Origin of the sequence: Methanobacterium sp., from assembly GCA_016222945.1 — an archaeon.
GTDB lineage: Archaea > Methanobacteriota > Methanobacteria > Methanobacteriales > Methanobacteriaceae > Methanobacterium_D.
Genome location: JACRPY010000002.1, coordinates 121,145 through 139,868 on the forward strand (window position 1 = coordinate 121,145; position 18,724 = coordinate 139,868).

Below are 18,724 nucleotides of genomic sequence, written 5' to 3' on the forward strand. Positions count from 1 at the left end.
TTGCAAGTGTTTCAAGTGTATTGATGTATTCCCTTAATAACTTTGAAGCCTAAATGATTATTTTTAGAAGCTTCTTTTAATTATAAATGAGTGGTTCGTATGAATATTTTTGAAGAGCTTGGTGAAAAGAATACAGTTTTTAAATGCAAGAAATATTTGGATCATAGATTCTTGCCTGATAACTTACCTCACAGGAAAGAACAAATAAGATCCGTTGCGAAATACTGGATTGAAGCCTTAAATAATGTTACTCCTCCAGACGTGACTATTTATGGTAAAACAGGGACTGGAAAGACAGCAGTTGCAAAATTTGCAAAAAAACAGTTATTACAAGTTGCAAAAGATAAAAACATGAATGTAAGGGTTGAATATATTAGATGCACAGATTATACAACTGAATATCAAGTTATAGCTCGTTTATGCCAGCAATTAGGTCAAAATGTTCCATACAGGGGTTGGACAAAAGCAGAAGTGATCCAGTCATTTAGAAACTTGTTTAAAAAAAATGTATTTGGAAAGGACCTTATTTTAATTATTCTTCTTGATGAAATTGATATATTACTTAAAAATGATGGCGATGGTATTCTTTACACCCTTACAAGAACAGATAATGTTGCAATAGCATCAATAAGTAACTATGTTGAATTTAAAAAATTCATAAAACCAAGGGTAAAAAGTAGTTTACGTGACCGTGAAATTGTTTTTCCACCATACAATGCCCAACAGCTTGTTGATATCTTGAATGAAAGGTCAGAATTATCTTTCAGGGAAAATGTTTTGAATGATGATGTAATTCCACTTTGTGCTGCTCTTGCTGCAAAAGAAGAAGGCGATGCACGATATGCTCTTGATCTTTTAAGAACTTCAGGAGAGCTTGCAGATGAAAAAAGTTCTGAAGTGGTATTTGAAGATTATGTAAGGGAAGCTAAGGACTATATTGAGCATAATAAAGTCACAGACATTATAATGACGTTACCAAGCCAGCAGCAGAAAGTTTTAGAGTCATTACTCTATCTTACAAAGCGAAAGGAAGAAATAACATCAGGCAGGCTTTATGAAGTTTATAAAGAATTTTCCAAGGGAGATTCTGTTTCCTACAGAAGAATATTTGATTTTATAAATGAACTGGAAATGTTAGGGCTTATTTCAACAAAAACTATTTCAAGAGGCCGTGGAAAAGGAAGAACAAACATAATTGATTTACAATGTGAAATTGGCCTTCTTGAAGATGCTATGTGGAATGCTTAAATTTTACACTTGAAATACACCTTATTTTTTGGTCACATATTTCAACAAAATTATATATTTTTTATATCTAAAATAAAATTTTTTCAATTTTTTCACTTGAAAACATACTCTTTTTATTTTAATTTTTTAATAATTAAAAAAAATAGTCTATAAAAGTTCAATTCCACCAATGAAAAATACAAAAAATACAAATTTAGCTCTAAATGAATAAAAAAAAGTAAAAATTCATTTTATTATTGATTTTAAAAGAGCCATTCTTACAGGTACACCATAAAAGGCCTGTTGGAAATATTTTCCATATTTGGTGTTATCCACATCATGTGATATTTCATCCACACGTGGCAATGGATGCATAACAATTGCATCACTACCCTCTAAGAGTTTAGAATCAATAGTGTATGCTCCTTTAATCCTTGAATATTCTGTTGGGTCGGGAAATCTTTCTTTTTGAATTCTTGTAACGTATAGAACATCAGTTTTATCTAAAACATCGTGAATGTTTCCTGTTTCATATACTTCAACTCCACTTTTATTAAGGTCGTGGAGTATTTCTCGCGGCATTTTAAGCTCATTTGGAGATACAAAACTCATATCAACATTGAACATGGCTAGTGCATAGGCCAGTGAATGTACAGTCCTTCCATATTTTAAATCACCTACAAGGGCAATGTGTAATTTATCAATCTTTCCTAGAATACGTTTCATTGTGTAAAGATCAAGTAAAGTCTGGGTTGGGTGTTGACCAGCACCATCACCAGCGTTTATTACAGGAACATCAACTATATTGGCTACAAATCTTGCTGTTCCCTCCATATTATGCCTTATAACTACTGCATCAGAATATTCTCCTATGATTCGAACGGTGTCGGTTAGATTTTCTCCTTTGGTTGCTGAACTTGTTCCTGCTTCAGCAAAACCAATGGTACTGCCACCAAGTCGTTTCATCGCTGCTTCAAAGGAAAGACGAGTTCGTGTAGATGGCTCATAGAAAAGCATTCCTAATAATTTTCCAGATAGTATGTCAGATGTTTCCTTTGATCTGGCGATAGGTTCCATCTCTTCAGCAATTTTTAAGATGTATTCAATGTCTTTTTTGTCAAAATCCCTTATTGAAATAATATTTTTTTGATTGAAGTCCATAAATCCACCTTTAATAGAGTAATTTAACTTGAATTAATATAAATCTAATATAAATATAATTATGAATCCATAGTTCATTTATATTTGTTGGCATTTTTACTTTTAAATTCAATATGGAGTTTAACTAGAGTTTTCACAACTTAAATTAAGAATAATTAATATTTATTTTAAAAGAACCTGTTTTTAGGCTATCATTGTACATTCAATTGTTTAAATATTTCTATTAAGAAATTAACTCTTGATATCTGAATGATTATTATTCACTTGTATATATTTTTTAAACTTATTTTATGGATATATATGTTTATTTTCCTGATAGTATCCTATTTTATCTTTATTTTAGTAATAGGAGATTGTATGGTTATTTGTAGTAATACTCACTTTATATGAGGCGTTTAGTTTTGTAATATTATTTTACAGAAAAGTATTTATAATAAAATAGTTTAATTCAAAGTATCGTAAGTTTACTTTAAAAAGTATTACTCAATAATGGTATTTTTAAAAAAAGTAATATTAGAAAAGGAACGTTTGGACATTAAAAATGCCATTAGAAAACAATACCGCTTAAAGTTAACTTACATCTGTCTTAAAAAGTATCAGGAGGCATTTAAATTAAGAATCAAAAATATTTAATTATGGGAGTAGTAGCTGTAATTTTAGGGATTTTTATTATTGCTATGTCTTTTAGTTCAACTTCTAGAGCTGCAGATGAATTAGTAGCTGCAGTGGGAGTACATGGTGGAGAACCAGAAGCTGGTTTTGATCCTATTAATAAATGGGCGAATGGAAAAGAGCCACTAGTTCAAAGTACTCTTTTTAAAAGAAATAATAACGTTTCGCTAGTTAATGATTTGGCTACAAATTATTCTGTTAGTGATAATGGATTGAAATGGACAGTTAAAATAAGAAACGATGTTAAATTCCATGATGGAGTACCTTTAACTTCAAAAGATGTGGCATTTACATTTAATACTGCAGCTAACAGCAGCGGAGGATTAGATTTATCCATGCTTGAGCGTGCGGAAGTCGTGGATAATACTACAGTTGAATTTAAATTAAAGGATCCTCAAGCAACATTTATCAATAAACTTGTATCATTAGGTATTGTTCCTGAACATGCTTATAATAACGCAACTTATGGGCAAAAACCAATAGGTTCTGGTCCATACAAATTTGTACAGTGGAATAAAGGTCAGCAAGCAATATTCGAAATTAATCCAGATTATTATGGTCAAAAACCATATTTTAAAAAGATAACTATCTTGTTCATGTCTTCAGACACAGCCTTTGCTGCAGCTAAGGCTGGAAAAGTGGATATAGCTGAAATACCTGTTTCTTTTGCTAATCAGACAGTGGATGGTATGAAGATAGTATCTCTTGATTCTGTTGACGCAAGGGGAATTAATTTTCCAATGCAGCCAGATACAGGTAAAAAAACTGAAAATAACTATACAATTGGAAATAATGTGACTTCAGATGCTGCAATTAGGAAAGCTCTAAATATTGGGATTGATAGGCAAGTATTAATCAATGGAGCATTAAATGGACAGGGAAATGAAGAATTTACTGGTGTAGATAAACTTCCTTTTGGAAATAAGGAAGCTGTCTTTGAAGATGGAAAGATGGAAGAAGCCAAGAAAATTTTAACTGGTGGTGGCTGGAAAGACACTGATGGCGATGGTATAGTAGAGAAAAATGGAATAAAAGCAGAATTTACTATTTTATATCCGTCTGATAGGCAGGAAAGGCAAGCATTAGCTGTTTCGCTTAGTGAAGAGGCAAAAAAGCTGGGTATAAAAATAAATGTTGAAGGTAAAAGCTGGAATCAAATTGATTCATTGGTGTATTCCAATCCGGTGGTTTTTGGTTATGGATCATTGGACCCTACTGATGTATATTTAAGATACTACGGTATTCGTTCAGGTAAAGGCAAGTTTAGCAAATATGATAATGCAATATTTTACAACAATTCTATAGTAAATACCCATTTAAGAAATGCTATGACTAATTTTAACCAAAATACTGCTAATAAAGATTGGAAATTAGCTGCATGGGATGGAACCACAGGCTATTCTCAAAAAGGAGATGCTACATGGTTATGGATTGCCACTCTTAAGTATCTATACATCATGGATGAAGATTTAGATATTGGAACTCCTAAAATCCAGCCTCATGGCGCTGATATTTTTGGTAATATATATGAATGGAAGCGTAAAGGAAATGAAACGATATAAATAGAAATTAAATTTGTTTATAGACACAAAAACAAATTTTATGAGTAAAACACTGAAGTTAAAGCTCTTTGGTGTATACTCCATTTATTTTAAATAAAATTGCTAGATGGAGGAAATAATGTGGAAAATAAAAAATTATGGGTTTTTGCAGGAAAAAAGACCTTTAAATTAATAACTCTCTTAATCGTAGTTTGTCTTGCTAGTTTTTGGCTTATAGAACAGTCTCCAATTGATCCAGTCAGGGCATATGTTGGAGAAATGTCTATAACTCCCGAGAAGAAAGCTCAGCTTGAAGAATATTGGGGAGTAAATACGCCCCCACAAGATAAATTCGTGAAATGGGCTGGAAATATTGTTAAAGGAAATTTTGGAATGTCTTTAATTTATAGAACCCCAGTTAGTGACGTAATTAAAGAAAGATTCACTGCATCCTTAATTCTCATGATGGCATCCTGGCTAATTTCAGGTATATTAGGCTTTATTTTAGGAATAATAGCTGGAATGAAAAGAGGAACATGGATAGATAGAGTAATAAAAACTTACTGTTACACTTTAGCTGCGACACCCACATTTTGGCTGGCTTTAATTCTACTAATGGTGTTTTCAGTGTATTTAGGATGGTTTCCTATTGGATTAAGTGTACCAATAGGAGTCACAGCAGGTAATGTAACCTTTTTTGATTGGTTACAGCATTTAATCCTTCCTGCCATAGCTTTAAGTTTGTTAGGTGTTGCACAAATTGCAATGTTTACCCGTGAAAAACTAACAGAAGTTTTGTCCAGTGATTATGTATTATTTGCTAAGGCAAGAGGTGAAAAAGGACTAAATTTAGTATTAAGACATGGAATTAGGAATGTAGCTCTTCCAGCCATTACATTGCAGTTTTTAGGATTCAGTGAATTGTTTGGTGGGGCAGTCCTTGTTGAACAGGTGTTTTCATATCCTGGAATTGGACAAGCTGCAGTAGCAGCAGGACTTAGATCAGATGTACCTCTACTTTTAGGAATTGTTATTGTTAGTACATTATTTGTCTTCTTTGGAAACTCAATTGCTGATATTATATATGAATTTGTTGATCCAAGGATTAGACAGCAGGAGGCAGCTTCATGAATACTAATGTAGCGTTAAAGAAGGGATTATTTAGAGGACTGAATTTAAGACAGAAAACCATTTTAATAATAGGCCTCACCTCCTTTTTGTTAGTTACAATTGTAATTTCAAGCTTATTTTTAGGTGGTGAATCATTACCTACCAATTTTGCCTATAAAAACCTTCCTCCTTCCCTGGAACATCCATTTGGAACAGATTGGATGGGCAGGGACATGTTTATAAGAACCTTGGAGGGTTTAGGTTTAAGTATAATGATTGGAGCTATTGCCTCTACATTTAGCACTATACTAGCTATAATTCTAGGATTAGTTTCAAGTGTTGGAGAGAAAACTGACTCCTTTATATCCTGGCTAGTTGATCTGTTTCTTTCAATTCCCCATCTTCTTTTAATAATCCTTATTTCAATTGGATTAGGAGGGGGAGCAATGGGTGTTATTTTTGGTGTTGCGTTAACTCATTGGACAAGCTTGACGAGGGTTATAAGAGCGGAAATTAAGCAAATCAAAACTCAGGATTATATTCATGTCTCTGGAAATCTTGGAAGGTCCAAATGGTGGATAGCTACAAAACACATATTTCCACATTTAATTCCTCAAATACTGTTGGGAACTATTTTAATGTTTCCACATGCGATTTTACATGAGGCTTCAGTTACATTCCTCGGTTTTGGGCTTTCACCACACGAGCCAGCAATTGGTATAATATTATCAGAGTCTATGAGATATTTATCTGCAGGATACTGGTGGCTTGCATTTTTCCCCGGATTAGCACTCTTAATTGTGGTTCTTGTGTTTGATTTGATTGGAGATAATTTAGGAAAGTTAATAGATCCAAAGAGTGCTCATGAATGAGCTGATTAATTCGGTAAATTTCATTAAAATGTTAAAAGTGGTGTAAAACATGGAAAATAAAGTTGAAATAAGTGATGAAAAGTTTAGCAACGAATTTAGTGTAATTGTTGAAGAAGAGTTAGGCAATGAAGTTAAGGTAATTCCTGAAGAAAGAGAAAAGAGTGAAGCCCTATTGAAGGTGCAGGATGTTTCACTTTCTTTTATTCAATATGTTTCAGGGCTTAGACAAACAGAATTAAATGTGATTTCTAATTTGAGTATAGAAGCATACAATGGTGAGGTTTTAGCTATTGTTGGTTCAAGTGGGTCTGGTAAAAGCCTTCTGGCCCATGCTATTTTAGGAATTTTACCTTCAAATGCAAATCTTAGTGGTAAAATAGAATATAATGGCTTAGAACTTACTCAAAATAGAAAGGAAGAGCTTAGAGGTAAAGAAATAGCGTTGGTTCCCCAGTCTATAAACTATTTAGATCCTTTAATGAGAGTTTCTAATCAAGTAATGGGGGCTGTTGATGAAGAAAATGAGAAATTAATGAAAAATCTTCAAAGAAAAATTTTCCAAAGATATGATTTAAAACCAGAAGTTGATAGAATGTTTCCACATGAATTATCTGGAGGCATGGCTAGAAGAGTTTTAGTCTCTACTGCTATAATAAGCTCTGCAAAGCTCATAATTGCAGATGAACCAACCCCTGGACTGGATGAAAAAACCTTAAATGAAACATTAAACTATTTTAAGGACATGGCTAATAATGGCTGCGCTGTTATCATTATAACTCATGATATAGAAGCTGCACTAAAAATATCTGATAAAATTGCAGTATTTTATGCAGGCACAGTTTTAGAAGTAGCTAATGTTGAAGATTTTAAAAATAATGGTGAAAATTTAAGACATCCCTATACTAAGGCCCTCTGGAATGCACTTCCTCAAAACAAATTTCAAGCAGTTGATGGTCACCAACCAATGCAGAATGAAGTTGTTGATGGTTGTGTTTTCTATGAAAGATGCTCTAAAAAGGACGATATTTGTTCTAAAAATATTCCTCCACTAAAAAAGATTATTGGAGGCGTTGTGAGGTGTAATAATGTGTCTTAAAGGTGAAAATATAAATTTTGGCTATAAAAAAGATAATTACATCTTGAAGGATGTGAATATATCTTTAGACAGAGGTGAGATAATAGGATTGATTGGGGATAGTGGGAGTGGAAAATCAACACTGTGTAAGATATTATCTGGATATGAAAATAACTATCAAGGGAATATAAGCATTGATAACAGTGAAATTGCAGTAAAAGGATATAATTCGGTGCAACTTGTATTTCAACATCCAGAAAAAGCGGTGAATCCCAAATGGAAAATGAAAGACATTTTAAATGAAGGATATAACGTTCCGCAGGATATTTTAGATTCATTTGGAATAAAAAAGAACTGGCTCAATCGGTGGCCCAATGAACTTTCTGGAGGAGAACTTCAAAGATTTGCCCTGGCAAGGGCTTTAAGCCCTAAAACTAAGTTTTTAATAGCTGATGAAATAACTACAATGGTGGATGCTATTACTCAAGCCCAAATATGGAACACGATTTTGGACATAGCTGAAGAGCAAAATATTGGGGTATTGGTTGTAAGCCATGAAAAAAAGCTAATCAAGCAGTTATGCCATGATACTATATATTTAGATGATATAAACAATGTTTGATTGTAAAATAGTTTAATATTTAATTATTTTTTCTATTTAGGATAAATATGAGGGTTTATGGAAATAAAAGATAAACCAGCATAAATATCAAACAGAAATAAACTAAATAAAAACAAGATTTAATTGGATAAATAAATATAATTAAAGATTCCTTGCAAATGTTAAATATCCAGTATGACCCACAGCTCTTGTTTTAGGTCTTGTACCTTTCGCTTTTACTTCAATTTCACGTAAAATACATTCAATAGTATTTAAATTAGAAAATTCAAATTTTTTAAGCACTTTATGCAGTATTTGAACCTGTTCAATGTAAGGAGTGTAAGCTGCAATGTATCCACCAGTTTTAAGAGATTCTTTTGCATATTCTACAACATCCCATGGTTTAGGAAGGTCTAAGAATATTACATCGACGTTATCCTCATTAATTCCTTCAGTTATATCTTTACAGTTTATATAAACGTTTTCAAGGCCAAAATTTGTCACATTACGCTTTGCAATCTCTGTAAAATCTTCTCTTATTTCATAGGAGTAAACAGAACCTTTTTCACCTACAATGTTTCCAAAATGGAGTGCAGTTGCTCCTGCCCCTGTTCCAGCATCAATAACCCGATCACCTGATCCCATGCCAGTATAGGCTGTTATAATCCCAATATCCTTTGGAAGTATGATTGAACATTTTCTCTCCATTAAATCAATATAATCATTAATATTAGCCTTTAAAACTTTAAATTCATGTCCTAAATGAGTTTTTAATACATCTCCAGGTTTGCCCTGTTCCATATCTTCTTTTTTTATAAAACCAAAATTAGTGTGAAATTCTTCATCACGGGCTATATATTTTTTACCTCTTTCATCCATTAAAATACGCAATTTTTCCACTCCTCATCTATAATATCTTCATTTAATTTATAATTTAGTTTAAACCTGTTATTTACCATATAATATCTATATTTTATTTATATTTATTCTATAATTTATTCAAATGTTTTATTTCCAATATAATTTCTTTATTTATTCTATAATTTTATTTGAACCTATTGTTCATCATTTTTATTCATTTCTGTGAGCTTTATGCTTTCTTTATTTCCAATTTTTATAAAACCAGAGCTTAAAACTTCTCTTATTTTTAAAGCTATCTTATCACCAATTCCATCTACACTTTTTAGTTCGGATTTGGAGGCATTTATAACATTCTCTACAGTTCCAAATTCTTCAAGTAGCTTTCTTGCTGTAACTGGGCCGATATTAGGCAATGATTCTATGATATAAAGCTGCTGTTCATATAATGTCAATGGTTTTTTCTCAGTTCTAATTTTAATTTCAGGTCTTTCATGTATTTGCTCTCTAATTGCAATTCTTACAATCATTGCAGCTGTATCTTCCATAGATCGAGTTGGAATAATAGGAATACCAAAATCTACTGCAATTGAAGCTAAAGCACCTCTCACTGCATTTGGATGGATAAAACTGGAGTAGAGCTCATCACCTTCAAGAATTATCACTGGTTTTTTAAAATTTTCAACCAATTCTTTGGCTTGCTGATACAGTCTTTTATCAATAATAGAGCCTATAAAATCTTTTGCAGTTTTCCGCTCAATTGCTACTTCATCACTCACCTGATAATCAGCTACAGCAAGGCTTTTTACTTCTATTTCTGCATTTAATTTGTCTAATTCGCGTAAAACCTTGGAATTACCTTCTCTGGAGTCCGCATAAATTAGGGGTCTGATTTCCTGGTTTTCATCTTCTCTTGGAACAATTTTTACTATTTCATTAGGGGCAATATTCCTTTTAATCCTCTTTGAAAGCTGTTTTTTCATTTTATGCTCTTTATTAATACTTGACCAGTAATAAGCTTCGTCTCTTGTTCCTTTAGTGATTAATATATACATTTTACCTTTATTTTTTCTTCCAGTTCTTCCACGACGTTGTATCATCCGTATTTCAGATGGAACAGGCTCATAAAGGATTACAAGGTCCACTGCAGGAATATCAATACCTTCTTCAGCCACACTTGTTGAGATCAAGACATCGTAAACTCCCATTTTAAATGATTTAATTACATTTTTCTGCTCTTTTTGAGTTAAACCCTTTTCACCTTCTTTAGCAGCCTGGCCAAAAAATTTAACAGCTTTAATGTCATTTTCTATACATTTTTCAAATATATTATCTACAGTGTCTCTAAACTGGGTGAAAACAATTATTTTAGAGTCATCGTTATTTTTTAATTCTTTTTTTAATATTTTTACCAGTTTTGGAAGTTTAGGGTGTTCAACTTCATTATTTCGAGCTATTTTTGTAAGGCTAATTGCCTTTTTGAAATTTTCATCTACAAGAAGACTTTTTGCAGCCTTTGTCCTTTTTTTACGCAGACGCTCAAAGTATTTATCAAGTGTGATGATTCCCTGGGTTTCCAGGAGTTCCAATGAATGCATAATATTTATAACCGCAGTTAAAACAGAAACAGCCAGGTAACACTTTTTTGGAGGGTTGCTGCTTCTTGAAATTCTGTTTTGAGCAACTGCTTTTGCCTTCAAAACATCCTTTTTACTCATATTAATAGATTTTATGATACCCATTTTTTTAAGGGTGTTCAGCTTCGCCTTTAAAGTGATGTCAATGGACTTTTTTATTTCTTTAAGATCATCGTTAAGCTCTATTTTAATCCATTTAACTTCTACAGGGTTAAAGTAGGGAACAACGTCGTTATCATCTTCACTTTTTATGATCACATCGTTTATAAAAAGATTTTCACATACTTCATTTATTTTATCTTCAACAGAGCCTGGAGATGCTGTAAGTCCAAGAACTAATGGATTTTTACTTTCTCTTTGATATTTACCTGCTAAGTAAACATAGGAATAAGAACCAACACCTCTGTGGCATTCATCAAAAACAAGGAGTGATACATCCTCTAAAGTGTACCGGGAGGATATTAAATCGGATTCTATTGTTTGTGGAGTTGCACATATAATTTGATGATCATCCCATCTTTTTATTCTGTCTTTTGGCTTAATATCACCAGTAAGTGATGTTGCAGGCACATTTAGAAATTCTCTGAAACTTTCTTCGTGTTGAACAACAAGAGGTTTGCTTGGTGCAAGAATTAAGACTTTTGAACCTTTAAAATTTTTGATCCGCTCTGCTGCAACTAAAACAGCTACTATGGTCTTTCCAAGTGCTGTTGGTGCTACTATCATGCTATTTCCTTTTTTAAGCACATCAGCAGCGAGAACTTGCTGGTAAAGTCGTGATTCTATTTTTTGATCCTTAATCAGGGGATGGGTTATCCACTTTTGCATGTGAATATATTGAACTTGATGATATAAAAATAATGATTAGTTATTTCATTAATTTTCAAATTAGAAAGTAGTATTGGATCTTATGATTATATTATTATGAATTTGACTTATTATCTTTACTTATTATTGTATATATTATTTTCTATTTGAATCGAATAGAAAGTTTTTAAATGGTTGAGGTATGATTTTAATTTAATATTAGGTTACATGGAGATTTTTTAAAATGAAATATAAATTGGTATTTACAATTTTTCTATCTGTTTTTCTGCTTGTAATTTGCAGTGCAGCGTCAGCAGCAAATACCACTTATAACTATACAACAGATGATGATTTTAAGAAAGGTAATTTAACTGGTTTGAATGTTTCTGATAATCAGTTACAGCTTTCTAATAATTCTTCTTCGTCTAATTATCCGTTTATTTGGGTTCCAAACAGTAACGAAGGTACAGTATCAAAAGTTAACACTATAACTGGATTAGAAATAGCTCGGTATCGTACTGGGCCTTATACTTATGCTAATCCTTCTAGAACTACTGTTGATTTAGAGGGTAGTTGTTGGGTTGGTAATCGTAATATTGGTAGTGCAGTTAAAATAGGGCTCTTTGAAAATGGAGGATATCTTGATCGTAATAATAACGGTATTATTGAAACTTCTCGCGATTTAAATGGTGATGGTGTTATTATGAACACAAAGGATCCTGTAACTGGTGCAGATATTATTGAAATACTCCCATGGGGACAGGATGAATGTGTACTGTGGGAAGTTATTTTGATTCCAGGTAGTGAGGGTAATTATACTCCTGGAAGTTATAAAGGGACTTATGCTAACGATTATTATAATCCAGGGCCAAGAGGATTGGCTATTGACTCTCAAAATAATATATGGATTGGAACTTATGGAACACAAAAATATTATTACATCAACGGTTCAACTGGCCAAATAATAAGGACAGTAAATGTTTCATCAGTAAATCACAGTCCTTATGGTGCTGTTATTGATCAAAATGGGATTTTATGGTCTTCTGGAAATACAGGAAATAATGTTTTAAGATTAGACACTTCAAATGATTCATTTACAAGAATTAATGTTCCGCACACAGCTTATGGATTAGCATTGGATAGAAATAACCATTTATTTGTTTCAGGATTAAATTATTATAGAATTACTAGAATAAATATTCTTACAGGCATAATTGAGTGGACTAAAACTGCAGCTTATGCTCAGGGAATTACAGTTACTGATGATGGCGATATTTGGTCTGCTAACAATGTACAGGGTACTGTAACTCGTTATTCTAATAATGGTGATATTAAAGCAACAATACCTGTTGGAAATACCCCTACAGGAGTTTCTGCCGATAACCAGGGTAAATTATGGGTGGTGGATAATGGCGATGAATACATTCACCGTATTAACCCTGAAAAAGTTAATTCAGAGGATATCGTAAACGGAATTGAATTATCTAAAAGACTCGTTGGAGGTACTCATTACGGTTACAGTGATATGACTGGGGTGCTTTCTAACACCATCACCAGTAATAAAGGTACCTGGCGAGTAATTCATGATTCTGAGGTTAATAATGTGCTTTGGGGGGCAATATCTTGGAATAGTTTTGAACCGCAGGGTACTAGAATAACTGTAAGAGCGAGAAGCTCTAATGATAAAACAAATTGGTCAGCATGGGAAGATGTGACTAATGGTGTTCTTCTTGGTTTAACACCACGGGGCAGGTTTTTAGAGGTGAATGTTGAATTTGAAAGGTTTAAAGGTAGTGTTTCTCCTGTGCTTTATGATTTAAGTGTTAGGACTTTAAGTGCTGATGTCACTTTGACAAACACTATAGATAATCCCACACCAAAACTGGGAGATACAGTTAGATTCATTACAGTGGTAACTAATACTGGTTTGGACCCTGCCACTAATCTTCGGATTTATCCTCAAATACCAACTGGATTTACACCAGAAAACCCATCACATGGCTCTCTTGTTAATAATGTGTGGATTGTAGGTACATTAAATCCTGGTGAAATGGCTGTTTTAGAAGTTAAGGGTGTTGTGACTTCAGATCTTACAAGCAGGAATATTGTTTATAATGCCAGTGAAACACATGAAGAATATGACCCTACTCCTTCTTCTTCATCAAGTGCTGGTTTTTATGTTCCTGTTTCTAATATAGAGCTTGTAAGCGGCACAGTGAATGGTAAGCCAACCTTATTTGTGAGAAATAATGGTCCTGATCATGCTTTTAATGTGGGTGTGCAAACTTCTCTTCCTGGAGGTGCTACTTCCAATACTTCTCAGGGTTTTTATAGTAGTGGATTGTGGTATGTGGGATCTCTTGCTTCTGGTGCTGTTGCTTCATTGAGTTTGAATTTTCCAACTTCAAATATAGGTGCACCTGTTAATGTGGTTTCTGGTTATAAGAAAACCTCGAAGAGGAGTAGGTATGGTAGTAAATGGGATTATTCAGCACAGCGTGGTAATATTCCACCACCAAATAGAAAGAAGGGTAGTTCTGTGCCTATGCAGGATACAGGGGTGCCTTTGAATTTTTCAGGCATTGCTATTTTGTTTATTTTCTTTGCAGCTTATCTTAATAAAAATAATGATAAAATCAGGCCAAATAAATGGCTTGCATTGTTTATAGTATTGTTTTTTGCACTGCTTTTAGTGGGTAATGTAAGTGCTGCAGACCCTGGAACTTATAATTCTACAGATGATTTTAATAAAGGAGTTTATAATAATGTGAATGGTTCTGAGGGTAAATTACAGTTATATAATTCATCTAATTCTGCTGGAAATTATATTTGGGTTCCTAACAGTAATCAGGGTACAGTATCTAAGGTTGATGTGCGTACAGGTCAGGAAGTGGCTCGGTATAGGACAAATCCTGGTGCAGGGGCGTCTCCTTCAAGGATTGTTGTTGATGGTCAAGGCTGCTGCTGGGTTTCTAATAGGGTGACAGGTTCTCTTGTTAAAATTGGTTTATATGAAAATAAGGGTTACATTGACCGTAATAATAATGGAAAAATCGAAACATCCAGGGATTTGGATAATAATGGTATTATAACTGATAATGAGATTTTAAACTGGGGTCAAGATGAATGTGTTTTGTATGAAGTGATTTTAATACCAGGCAAGGAAGGAGTGTATAAACCTGGTGATTACAAGGGAGGTTATGCTAATTATGGGATGGGTATAAGTTCTCTGATTTTAGATGCAGATGGTAATATCTGGGCAGGGCATAATGAAAACAAGACTTTTTATTATATTAATGGTTCAAATGGCCAGATATTAAGGACGGTGGATATTTCATCCTATAATCACGCGTCATCATATGCTGTAATGGATAATAATGGGGTGATATGGTCTGGTGGTAACAATTTACTGCGTTTAGATACAGTTACTGGGTCTGTGGCGGTTAAAGATGTGGGATATGTTATTTATACTCTTGCTTTAGATAATGATGAGCATCTTTATATTTATGGTTATTATCCTGCGTTTTGGCCCAATAACAGGTTTTCCCGGTTGAACACAACTTCTGGAAATATTGATTGGACTAAAACACTTTCTTATATGCATTGGGGGTCTATTTTAATAGGTTCTGATGGCGATGTTTGGCTTGCTGAATATTATGACCACTGGTTTTATGGAAAAACAGGTAGATTAACCAGATATTCTCATAATGGGGATGTAATAGCTAATATTCAACAAGGATTAACATTTTCTGGGCTGAGTAGGGATAGTAATGGTAAAATATGGGTTATAGATTCTGCTGATAATTATATTCATCGTGTTGACCCTGAAATTAATGGTGTGGACCTTTCTAAACTTTTGCCTTCCACTGCCCATGCAGTATCAGGTACAATGACTTCTCCATATTTAAACAGTTATGATAGAGGTACCTGGAATGTAATCCACGATTCAGGGATTGAAAACGCTTATTGGGGCACTATCGGCTGGAATGGTTACGAGCCACAAGGCACAAAAATAACAGTGCGTGCAAGAAGTTCTAATGATAAATCAAGCTGGTCGGCTTGGGAAGATGTGATTAATGGGGCTAATTTAAGGTTAACTCCAAGTGGAAGATATTTGGATGTGGAGGTTGTTCTTGAGAGGTTTAGTGGTACTTATTTGCCTGTGGTTTATGATTTAACCGTTAAAAATGTGGATTCGAATGTTTTAAGTGCTGATCTGGGCATAACAATCACAGGTAATGCAAGTAGTTTAAATCCAGGGGATACAGTAAAATTAACCTTACAAGCTGTGAATAATGGTCCCAATACGGCGAATGTAAAAGTAAATTATAAAATACCTTTTGGTTTGAAGTTACTGAGCAGTCAAGGACAAGGAACATATGATTCAAGTCTTGGTGTTTGGAGTATAGGTAATTTACAGGTTGGTGGCAGTGCAGCATTAGAATTAGTTTTACAAGCGGTTGATTCTGGTTATTTTGTGAATGTGGTTAGTGTTAATGGTGATTTACCAGTTACAAAGAGTATTAGTTCAACTTCTACTGGTGTGGTTAGGTTTTGGTCTGCAGGAGCTTCTTCAGGAATGTATGATCCTAATCCCGGTAATAATGGGGCGAATTACGGGGTTAATTCCCTGAATCCAGCTAATATTCCTGATAATTTGAATAAATATCCTTACAACTTCCCAGATAATATTGTACCTCCTACTCCAGATACTCCGCCAACTCCACCTCAAAAGCCTGATGATCAAAACCCACCAGAACAGCAACCTTCAAGTAGAGTTGGACAAGATATTTTAACTGTTAGAGAAAATGTTTCAGCTCAATATAATACAGGAGATGAAACAGATTATGCATCAGAATTTTTAAAACTTTTTTTAGAAGTGGGATCATTCCCAGATGACTTGTTAGTGCCCCCAATATTATATGGCCTGCTAAAAAAGGTAATGAAGCCTTTTATTAATGAAGGAAAGAAACTTTTCAATGCAGCTGATTCTAAAACAGAGTATCTTGCGGCAGCTGTTTTAGCTTGTAGTGCTGCTATAATTGCTACAGGCTTCATCTCAGCTATGTTATTATATATATGGTACATTATTTTAAGCTTTAAGTCATTAATGGATAAACATAATGATAAAGAACGTAAACCATGAAGTACTAATTATGATGGGAAGAGAATCATGTCAGAGAATATTCAAATAGATAAAATGGTTGGAGGTTTGTGTTTCTATATAATGATGTTAGAAAATCGTAGATGTCCCGTACCAGTGGGAGTTGGTCCATATCCTTTTAAAACCGTTTTTGAACTGTTATTTACGAATAAACGAAATTATTTCGTTAAAAATAATCCTGAGTTATATAAACAAACCCGAAAAACTTTGGATGCTTTTTTTAAAGATGATTTAAAGGATGATGTTAAAAATAAAAGATTATGTTCTTACTCTTTGGATATTTGGATATTTTCAGTATTAGGAGTATCCACAGCAGCCATAATATTATTCAATTTAAGTCTTTTTAACACTCTTTTATTTGGATTTATAATAGCAGTGCCTAGTTTCTATTTATTCCTTGCTTGGAATAATACAACTTATAGGCGTATTTTGGGGAAAAAATACGATAATGATATTAAAAGGGTTGTGCAGGAGCTTATTGATTATGGAATTGTATTTATTAGGGAGAATGATTTGGATTTGAATCAATTTCCTCTTAAGTTAAGACATGATGATTATGAAGGTTTAAATTACAAAAAGAAGGGTAAAAATAATTATGTGGGGTTTTTTGAAAAATGAAGGGTAAGGAAATTCTTTTAATCATTGTATTTTATTTATTAGTAATTGGACAGACAATCAAGTTTTTTTATTTCCCAAATTCGGCTTTAAGTATCATTCGTCAAGATTTTTTGCCATATGTATTTTTCATAAAAATTATAATGATTTTAATTGTATTTAGTTTAATACCGAGTTTTTATGTAGTTAGAAAGGCATTTAAAGAAAAATGGACAATAGAGCTTGAAAATAATTTTATTAAATTGATTATGGGCTTTTCAGTGATACCTCCTTTAATGGCGTTAATCAATAATTTTACAGGAGATATACTATTTTCAGCATTTTTACTTGTTTACGGCGTTATATTTACTGTGATAGCTTATAGATTTAGAGATGTATGATGAATATGAGCAATTTAATTATTAGGAGGTATTATGGGACTCTTAGAAAAAATTGAACAAATGGCTGACGAAAAAGAACGGGAAAGAGGAATTAAGGATATTAATAGACTTTTTAGTTATCTTGAGGGTTGTGATGTTGAAGGTTTGGATGAGGTTTTAGTAGAAATTAAGGATATGAAAGAATCGGGGCTTTATATTGAATTGATTGATGCTGTTAATTTGGAGAATGATGTTTCGAGGGAAAGGGTTTTTGATTTGGATGAGTTGCTTCAAGTGCGGATATTGAAACTTGCCAGGGATAATTTAATGTTTGGTGGATTTTTTGCCATTATTATTGGCCGTTCTTTGGTAACTGCCAAACAGTTTCTTTCTATTTATAGTTTTATTGAGTTTACTATTGCATGTTTATAAATAGAGCCACAAATTGGGATGATTTTTTAAATATTTACTTTAGTCGGCTTGATGAACGAATTATATTTGCTTTAGATGATTTTGATAGTGTGAATCTCAATGAGCTACCTGAACCTACTCCAGAATATTTTCAAGCACTTAAAAAAATCAAATGGGAAGACAAAAACACTAAAGAATTATACAAAAAATTAATGGATATAATGTTTGAAGTAATGTATTTTGTTTTGGATTATCCTGATTTAGGCGAAAGAGTGGGGTCGCTTTCTACTTATAGGTCTACAGAGGATCTTTTTATTTTGACTCTTGCTGGTTGTAGCGCGGTGAATGATAGTAGGCAAAAGATTGAAGAAAAAGATGTGGTTAGGGCGTATAAAACTTTTTTTAAGTTGATTAAGACTGATGTGACTGAGTATAAAGCTATTCCTGAGAGAATTAGAAATATTGAAGGCTATACTCCTCAACAGAGTGAAGGTTATCTTATATGTGGAAAATGTAACAGTTACTACCAATTACAGCCAGATGAATCACCAAATGATTTTTCAGACACCTGTGAGTGTGGTGGTAAATTAAAATATAAAAAAGAGTTATAAAGA

The 18,724-nt window shown here is 33.2% G+C and carries 14 protein-coding genes; 11 read left to right on the forward strand and 3 right to left on the reverse strand.

The window, feature by feature from the left end; all coding sequences use genetic code 11:
* Positions 1-99 precede the first annotated feature (99 nt).
* Positions 100-1,248 (forward strand): orc1/cdc6 family replication initiation protein, encoded by a 1,149-nt coding sequence (locus HZC47_00610; protein MBI5679390.1) that lies wholly within the window; start codon positions 100-102, stop codon positions 1,246-1,248.
* Positions 1,249-1,473: 225 nt separating this feature from the next.
* Here the strand turns inward: HZC47_00610 and pyrB are convergent, their stop codons facing one another.
* The gene (gene pyrB / locus HZC47_00615) at positions 1,474-2,388 is read right to left on the reverse strand and encodes an aspartate carbamoyltransferase (protein MBI5679391.1); all 915 of its coding nucleotides are present in this window, start codon (positions 2,386-2,388) and stop codon (positions 1,474-1,476) included.
* A 635-nt stretch (positions 2,389-3,023) separates the two neighbouring features.
* On the opposite strand from pyrB, the gene HZC47_00620 reads away from it, so the two are divergent.
* The 5 genes from HZC47_00620 (at position 3,024) to HZC47_00640 (ending at position 8,280) form a co-directional block, all read left to right on the forward strand.
* Positions 3,024-4,622, forward strand: a complete 1,599-nt coding sequence (locus tag HZC47_00620) for an ABC transporter substrate-binding protein (GenBank protein ID MBI5679392.1) — start codon at positions 3,024-3,026, stop codon at positions 4,620-4,622.
* A 120-nt stretch (positions 4,623-4,742) separates the two neighbouring features.
* Positions 4,743-5,732, forward strand: a complete 990-nt coding sequence (locus tag HZC47_00625) for an ABC transporter permease (GenBank protein ID MBI5679393.1) — start codon at positions 4,743-4,745, stop codon at positions 5,730-5,732.
* Entirely contained in the window at positions 5,729-6,583 is an 855-nt protein-coding gene (locus HZC47_00630) for an ABC transporter permease (GenBank protein MBI5679394.1), read from the forward strand. The genes HZC47_00625 and HZC47_00630 overlap by 4 nt, the downstream gene beginning before the upstream one ends.
* Before the next feature lie 49 nt (positions 6,584-6,632).
* Positions 6,633-7,679, forward strand: a complete 1,047-nt coding sequence (locus tag HZC47_00635) for an ABC transporter ATP-binding protein (GenBank protein MBI5679395.1) — start codon at positions 6,633-6,635, stop codon at positions 7,677-7,679.
* On the forward strand, positions 7,669-8,280 hold the full coding sequence (locus HZC47_00640) for an ATP-binding cassette domain-containing protein (protein ID MBI5679396.1): 612 nt from the start codon (positions 7,669-7,671) through the stop codon (positions 8,278-8,280). Before HZC47_00635 ends, HZC47_00640 begins: the two co-directional genes overlap by 11 nt.
* 141 nt (positions 8,281-8,421) lie before the next feature.
* Here the strand turns inward: HZC47_00640 and HZC47_00645 are convergent, their stop codons facing one another.
* The gene (locus HZC47_00645) at positions 8,422-9,150 is read right to left on the reverse strand and encodes a tRNA (adenine-N1)-methyltransferase (protein ID MBI5679397.1); all 729 of its coding nucleotides are present in this window, start codon (positions 9,148-9,150) and stop codon (positions 8,422-8,424) included.
* 164 nt (positions 9,151-9,314) lie between these two features.
* Positions 9,315-11,582, reverse strand: a complete 2,268-nt coding sequence (locus HZC47_00650) for a DEAD/DEAH box helicase (GenBank protein ID MBI5679398.1) — start codon at positions 11,580-11,582, stop codon at positions 9,315-9,317.
* Positions 11,583-11,805: 223 nt separating this feature from the next.
* Between HZC47_00650 and HZC47_00655 the strand changes: the two genes are divergently transcribed.
* Genes HZC47_00655 through HZC47_00675 form a run of 5 tightly spaced genes read left to right on the forward strand, consistent with a single transcriptional unit; the run spans position 11,806 to position 18,721 of the window.
* On the forward strand, positions 11,806-16,707 hold the full coding sequence (locus tag HZC47_00655) for a DUF11 domain-containing protein (protein ID MBI5679399.1): 4,902 nt from the start codon (positions 11,806-11,808) through the stop codon (positions 16,705-16,707).
* Between the two features lie 27 nt (positions 16,708-16,734).
* Complete coding sequence (locus HZC47_00660; protein MBI5679400.1) at positions 16,735-17,343, forward strand: hypothetical protein; 609 nt, start codon at positions 16,735-16,737, stop codon at positions 17,341-17,343.
* Positions 17,340-17,720, forward strand: a complete 381-nt coding sequence (locus tag HZC47_00665; GenBank protein ID MBI5679401.1) for a hypothetical protein — start codon at positions 17,340-17,342, stop codon at positions 17,718-17,720. Before HZC47_00660 ends, HZC47_00665 begins: the two co-directional genes overlap by 4 nt.
* Positions 17,721-17,753: 33 nt before the next feature.
* Positions 17,754-18,131 carry a hypothetical protein gene (locus HZC47_00670; GenBank protein MBI5679402.1) on the forward strand — a complete coding sequence of 126 codons (378 nt, stop codon included), beginning with the start codon at positions 17,754-17,756 and terminating at the stop codon, positions 18,129-18,131.
* Positions 18,122-18,721, forward strand: coding sequence for a hypothetical protein (locus HZC47_00675; GenBank protein MBI5679403.1), 600 nt, complete (start codon positions 18,122-18,124; stop codon positions 18,719-18,721). Before HZC47_00670 ends, HZC47_00675 begins: the two co-directional genes overlap by 10 nt.
* The last annotated feature ends 3 nt before the right edge of the window (positions 18,722-18,724 follow it).

Bases quoted from the DNA above. Each gene is read 5' to 3' on its own strand.
- HZC47_00610 (MBI5679390.1), top strand. From the start codon at position 100: ATGAATATTTTTGAAGAGCTTGGTGAAAAGAATACAGTTTTTAAATGC.
- pyrB (MBI5679391.1), bottom strand. From the start codon at position 2,388: ATGGACTTCAATCAAAAAAATATTATTTCAATAAGGGATTTTGACAAA.
- HZC47_00620 (MBI5679392.1), top strand. From the start codon at position 3,024: ATGGGAGTAGTAGCTGTAATTTTAGGGATTTTTATTATTGCTATGTCT.
- HZC47_00630 (MBI5679394.1), top strand. From the start codon at position 5,729: ATGAATACTAATGTAGCGTTAAAGAAGGGATTATTTAGAGGACTGAAT.
- HZC47_00635 (MBI5679395.1), top strand. From the start codon at position 6,633: ATGGAAAATAAAGTTGAAATAAGTGATGAAAAGTTTAGCAACGAATTT.
- HZC47_00640 (MBI5679396.1), top strand. From the start codon at position 7,669: ATGTGTCTTAAAGGTGAAAATATAAATTTTGGCTATAAAAAAGATAAT.
- HZC47_00650 (MBI5679398.1), bottom strand. From the start codon at position 11,582: ATGCAAAAGTGGATAACCCATCCCCTGATTAAGGATCAAAAAATAGAA.
- HZC47_00655 (MBI5679399.1), top strand. From the start codon at position 11,806: ATGAAATATAAATTGGTATTTACAATTTTTCTATCTGTTTTTCTGCTT.
- HZC47_00660 (MBI5679400.1), top strand. From the start codon at position 16,735: ATGTCAGAGAATATTCAAATAGATAAAATGGTTGGAGGTTTGTGTTTC.
- HZC47_00665 (MBI5679401.1), top strand. From the start codon at position 17,340: ATGAAGGGTAAGGAAATTCTTTTAATCATTGTATTTTATTTATTAGTA.
- HZC47_00670 (MBI5679402.1), top strand. From the start codon at position 17,754: ATGGGACTCTTAGAAAAAATTGAACAAATGGCTGACGAAAAAGAACGG.
- HZC47_00675 (MBI5679403.1), top strand. From the start codon at position 18,122: ATGTTTATAAATAGAGCCACAAATTGGGATGATTTTTTAAATATTTAC.